At 42.0% G+C, this 6000-nt stretch carries 2 protein-coding genes, 1 tRNA gene and 1 rRNA gene; 2 read left to right on the top strand and 2 right to left on the bottom strand.

Annotation, left to right across the window (positions count from 1 at the left end; all coding sequences use genetic code 11):
- Window positions 1-79: 79 nt before the first annotated feature.
- Together acsn021_RS19905 and acsn021_RS19900 are read left to right on the top strand one after the other, a co-directional pair.
- Window positions 80-2993, top strand: a 23S ribosomal RNA gene (locus tag acsn021_RS19905).
- 127 nt (window positions 2994-3120) lie between these two features.
- Window positions 3121-3192, top strand: a tRNA-Glu gene (locus acsn021_RS19900).
- Window positions 3193-3659: 467 nt separating this feature from the next.
- Here acsn021_RS19900 and acsn021_RS19895 read toward each other — a convergent pair.
- Together acsn021_RS19895 and acsn021_RS19890 are read right to left on the bottom strand one after the other, a co-directional pair.
- A complete protein-coding gene (locus acsn021_RS19895) occupies window positions 3660-4484 on the bottom strand; it encodes a glycerophosphodiester phosphodiesterase family protein (protein ID WP_184093271.1) in 825 nt (274 codons plus the stop codon).
- 163 nt (window positions 4485-4647) lie between these two features.
- Window positions 4648-5922: an MFS transporter gene (locus acsn021_RS19890; RefSeq protein ID WP_184093270.1), complete on the bottom strand. Its 1275-nt coding sequence runs from the start codon at window positions 5920-5922 to the stop codon at window positions 4648-4650.
- Between the last annotated feature and the right edge of the window lie 78 nt (window positions 5923-6000).

The raw sequence follows: 6000 nt of genomic DNA, 5'->3' as shown, positions 1-6000 counted from the left end.
ATATTAAAATAAACCTAATGACCCATATCATCACGCTAGATGATATGATGGAGAGTAAACATACATTGTTTATTCATAAGGTCAAGCTAATAAGAGCGCAGGGTGGATGCCTTGGCACTAAGAGCCGATGAAAGACGTGATAAGCTGCGATAAGCTGCGGTGAGGAGCAAATATCCTTTGACCCGCAGATTTCTGAATGGGGAAACCTGGCGGAGTAAACCTCCGTTACTGTATGGTGAATACATAGCCATGCAGGGGGAACCCGGGGAACTGAAACATCTAAGTACCCGGAGGAAAAGAAAGAAAACTCGATTTCCTGAGTAGTGGCGAGCGAAAGGGAAAGAGCCTAAACCGAAGGATTTATCCTTCGGGGTTAAGGACCGCAACAAGTGAGTCGTATGGTAGCAGAACGGTTTTGGGAAAGCCGGCTATAGAGAGTGAAAGCCTCGTATGCGAAACCAGAAGACAGCGAGCGGTATCCAAAGTACCACGAGACACGAGAAACCTTGTGGGAAGTCGGGGGGACCACCCCCCAAGGCTAAATACTACTTAGTGACCGATAGTGCATAGTACTGTGAAGGAAAGGTGAAAAGAACCCCGGGAGGGGAGTGAAAGAGAACCTGAAACCCTGTGTTTACAAGCTGTGGAACCTCTATTTACAGAGGAACCGCGTACTTTTTGTAGAACGGTCCGGCGAGTTACATTTACTGGCAAGGTTAAGGACTTAAGGTCTGAAGCCGAAGGGAAACCAAGTCTGAATAGGGCGAAATAGTCAGTGAAAGTAGACCCGAAACCGGGTGATCTACCCATGTCCAGGTTGAAGCTGCCGTAAAAGGTGGTGGAGGACCGAACACACATCCGTTGAAAAGGGTGGTGATGAGGTGTGGGTAGGGGAGAAATTCCAATCGAACCCGGAGATAGCTGGTTCTCCTCGAAATAGCTTTAGGGCTAGCCTTGGTAAACGTTATTTATAACGAAGTCTAATGGAGGTAGAGCACTGAATATCCTAGGGGGCGTCAAAGCTTACCGAAGATTATCAAACTCCGAATGCCATATAGATGATGACCAGGAGTCAGACTACACGAGATAAGTTGGGTAGTCAAAAGGGAAAAAGCCCAGACCACCAGCTAAGGTCCCAAAGTGCGTGTTAAGTGGAAAAGGATGTGGGATTTCGAAAACAACTAGGATGTTGGCTTAGAAGCAGCCATACATTAAAAGAGTGCGTAATAGCTCACTAGTCGAGAGGTCCTGCGCCGAAAATGTCCGGGGCTAAAACACGACACCGAAGCTGTGGAATCATGTTTACATGATTGGTAGAGGAGCATTCTTAAAACGAAGAAGCGGTACCGTAAGGAGTCGTGGAGATTTAAGAAGAGAGAATGCCGGAATGAGTAGCGAGATAGAAGTGAGAATCTTCTAGGCCGAATATCCAAGGTTTCCAGAGTAAAGCTGATCTGCTCTGGGTAAGTCGGGACCTAAGGCGAGGTCGAAAGACGTAGTCGATGGACAACAGGTTGAAATTCCTGTACCTTATGAAAACAGAACTGTGGGGACGCAGAGAGAAAGCCAGAGCCGGGAATGGAAAAACCGGTGCAAGCGGGGTAGTAGTGTGGTAGGCAAATCCGCCATACAATACGAAGACGTGATGCGGACCGAACTCAAGAGTAGGGAAGCTGGTGAGCTAGCTGCCAAGAAAAGCCGCTATTGTTTTTCATAAGCCCGTACCGTAAACCGACACAGGTGGATGAGGAGAGAATCCTAAGGCCGACGGGAGAAGCATTGTTAAGGAACTCGGCAAAATAACCCCGTAACTTCGGGAGAAGGGGTGCCTGTAGAAATACAGGCCGCAGAGAATTGGCCCAAGCAACTGTTTAGCAAAAACACAGGTCTATGCAAAACCGAAAGGTGAAGTATATGGGCTGACGCCTGCCCGGTGCTGGAAGGTTAAGGGGAGATGTTAGGAGCAATCCGAAGCGTTGAACTTAAGCCCCAGTAAACGGCGGCCGTAACTATAACGGTCCTAAGGTAGCGAAATTCCTTGTCGGGTAAGTTCCGACCCGCACGAAAGGCGTAATGATTTGGGCACTGTCTCGACAATGCACCCGGTGAAATTGAAATACCAGTGAAGATGCTGGTTACCTGCGCCAGGACGGAAAGACCCCATGGAGCTTTACTCTAGCTTGATACTGGGATTCGGTATTGCATGTACAGGATAGGTGGGAGGCTGTGAAGTGGTGACGCTAGTTGCCATGGAGCCGTTGTTGGGATACCACCCTTGCAGTATTGGATTTCTAACATGTGCCCATGATCTGGGCAGTGGACAATGTCAGGTGGGGAGTTTGACTGGGGCGGTCGCCTCCGAAAGGGTATCGGAGGCGCTCAAAGGTCTTCTCAGAATGGTTGGAAACCATTCGCAGAGTGCAAAGGCATAAGAAGGCTTGACTGCGACACCGACGGGTGGAGCAGGTACGAAAGTAGGACTTAGTGATCCGGTGGTATAAAGTGGGATTGCCATCGCTCAACGGATAAAAGCTACCCTGGGGATAACAGGCTTATCACTCCCAAGAGTTCACATCGACGGAGTGGTTTGGCACCTCGATGTCGGCTCATCGCATCCTGGGGCTGTAGTAGGTCCCAAGGGTTGGGCTGTTCGCCCATTAAAGCGGTACGCGAGCTGGGTTCAGAACGTCGTGAGACAGTTCGGTCCCTATCCGGCGCGGGCGTAGGATATTTGAAAGGAGCTGACCTTAGTACGAGAGGACCGGGTTGGACGAACCGCTGGTGTATCGGTTGTACTACCAAGTGCACGGCCGAGTAGCCAAGTTTGGAAGGGATAAACGCTGAAGGCATCTAAGCGTGAAGCCCCCCTTAAGATAAGATATCCCATGCGAAAGCAGTAAGACCCCTTGAAGACGACAAGGTGGATAGGTTAGAGGTGGAAGTGTGGTAACACATGTAGCTGACTAATACTAATAGGTCGAGGGCTTGACCTAAGATCATGAAAATGGTAGGACAGAGAAGAGGACAAGGAAACTTAGACGAATATCTGTCAGGTTAAAAGGTTTTTAATAAAAGATGTGAATCAATGTGTGGTTTTGAAGGTACAGCTTCAAGATAAGAGGCTCCATGGTCAAGCGGTTAAGACACCGCCCTTTCACGGCGGTAACAGGGGTTCAAATCCCCTTGGAGTCATAATAGTTGAGTTACTACTAATTATAGTAGTAGCTTTTTTTATTGTATATTTTATTATAGACTTGTAAAGAATTAAAAGAATCATCTGAAGCGACATAACCCTATACTTGGAGGTTATGATTGTGGTGTATATGTTAACTAGGTAATTTTATGGTTAATTGGTATTGCTATATCGATTCAAATGCGCTAAAAAGCTGTTTAATATCAAAGATGCTAGTCGCTTTACGATGCTTGTCCACTGAACTTGCTTATGTATGCTTTGGATAAAATTTGCAGTATGCGAGTAAATACTTAGATTATATAGTATAAATAAGAGAAAGTTAAATCACATTCTTATAGATTACATAATGAAAGAAGCTTAATTTAGCAGAGCATTTTATGCCCTGCTAAAAGAATGATTTATCTAGTCATAGGTTTTGTCAGTTTTAAAGAAATATATAGGTATAAATATTATTTCTGCAATCCCTTTAACGATTTTCCTGAGGTATAAATAAATCAAATATAAAGAAATCAAAACTGTTTCTGCTAGCGTCCAGATGAGCCTGACTTTTAATTGTCCAGGCAAAACATGGAGTACGATAAAGTTTTTTGCAAAGAATTAAGGAGAGCATATTCCTATGAAGATGATTATAGGATATAAAGTCTGGCTTTGTAATAAAATTAATCAATAAATTTTGTAATATAAAATACATAAGAGAGTTACCTTTTTCTTTATCTTTTACAAAATTACTAGCTAACTGCCCTCTTATTATGCCTGGACGGTTTTTCTTATACCAAAGCAGAACTAATGGATTAAAGGATTCTATGCAGTAAGTGCCGTTATATTTTTCTAGCATAGGTGCTGTGACATCACAAACTGTAGTATTATAATCTTCAACTTTAAATTCAATAATAATGGGAACTTGTCCAGCTATCATATCAAGTACGGACTGAAATGACGGAATACGTTCCTTTGATTGATGAAGCGTGAATTCCTGTAGTTCAACGAACGTAAATTCTTTTACTTTTTTTTCAATACCACAAAGCCTTTTTAATGTGAAATCATGAAATACTACAGGTATGTTGTCTTTTGTAAGCTGAATATCCATTTCTATGCCGTAATTATTTTTAACAGCAAGCTGAAAGGCTGCCATGGAATTTTCCGGTACTTTATTGGGGTCCTGGTGAAGACCTCGGTGAGCGTAATATCTGCCTTGCCAGGTAGTAAAATTATGACGACCAAACATTCTTGGCATTATGGCAAGCAGGTATAAAATCAGTAATATGATAATAATAAATAAAATAATCCACATAAATCCTCCAAAATAAAACAAAGCTAATATAATTAGTAAAAACTAAATTCAAAAATCAAATCAATAAACCTCGCTGTAACAGACTCTTAGAGTAGAAATAGTCGTATAAGCTTTCTGTTACACTACAATCATGAGACTTAAACAAACAGTATTTGTTGGAATATTAGTTGTCAAAATGCTCTAACGTTCCAGATTTTTTTACAGGTATAGAATCTCCATGTCTAACTAATAGCATAGAACAAAATGATAGAAGTGAAAAAATGACAGAGTATGGAAATAAAGTACGGTAAGATACGGTTTCCAGTAAAAATCCCGATAGTATAGGAGTACATATTTGGGCAGACATTGAGAAGGTATAATATAGTCCGGTATATTTACCAACAGCAGTGCCTTTACCCATTTCAACCACCATCGGATAAGAATTTACATTAATTGCTGCCCAGCCAATCCCTGTCATAGCAAACACTAAATAGATTACCGGTGAATATTCTGTAAAGACAGTGCCTAAAAAATAGGAAAAAGACATGAATAAAATACCTGAAAGGATTGTCTTTTTGCGGCCTAATTTTCCTGACAGAAAGCCGATTGGGATATAGCTTAAAGTAGCAGCACCGGTGGCAACTAGCAGTGTATTTGCAAAATTTCCGCCCTGAAGCCCCCAGACTTTTGCAGCATACCTGGAAAATGCAGTAGTAACTGCATTATATGCCATAAACCATAGAAATACTGATATAAGCAGGAATATCAGACTTTTTTTCACAGCAGGCTGTAAAGGAGTTTCTTTTATAGTCTCTTCCAGCTTATTGCTATCTTCCTCTAAGTTTAAACCAGTGTTTGACGCAAGTAAAGTATTTTCTTTAATTTTTACTACTACTATAATAACGGCTATTACCATAAATAATGCAACAGCTTGGAATACGGAAGTATAATCCGGTTTTGGAACATCCATAATCAATACTTTCGATATAGTTAAGGTAAAAATTGCGCCTAGAGTACCTAATAGATTAATAACTGCATTAGCTTGGCTTCGCAGAGGCTTAGGTGTAACATCAGGCATAAGTGCTACTGCAGGCGTACGGTAAGAACCCATGGCGATAAGAAGAAGGCCTAAAGAAATAATAAATAGTAAAAAATTATTTGCTTTAGCTGCTAGGGGGAGCAACATCATTAAAAGTACCGCTAGGGCACTGCCGATAATTATAAATGGTGTTCGTTTTCCCAGTCTTGTATGTACTTTATCGGATAGACTGCCAAACAGTGGAAGTAGAAACAGTGCTAGAACATTATCTAATGCCATAATAATACCGGTTACGGTTTCACCAATATGGAAGGTGTTTGAAAGTATAAGAGGCACAAGATTGTCGTAAAGCTGCCAAAAAGAGCAGATTGACATGAATGTAAGACCAATAAAAAAAGTTTGTTTGTAGTTAAGTTTCACACAAGCTCCTATCTGTGTGCTAGGAAGGATGATGTATTTGCATCCGCACACCTGCAAATCATATTATTGAAGAATTCC

The organism is Anaerocolumna cellulosilytica (genome assembly GCF_014218335.1).
Classification (GTDB): domain Bacteria; phylum Bacillota; class Clostridia; order Lachnospirales; family Lachnospiraceae; genus Anaerocolumna; species Anaerocolumna cellulosilytica.
The sequence above is the reverse complement of the archived record's forward strand: the minus strand, read 5'-3'. Positions and strand labels throughout refer to the sequence as shown.

Coding starts and splice junctions, on each gene's coding strand:
- acsn021_RS19895 (WP_184093271.1), bottom strand. CDS start 4,484: ATGTGGATTATTTTATTTATTATTATCATATTACTGATTTTATACCTG.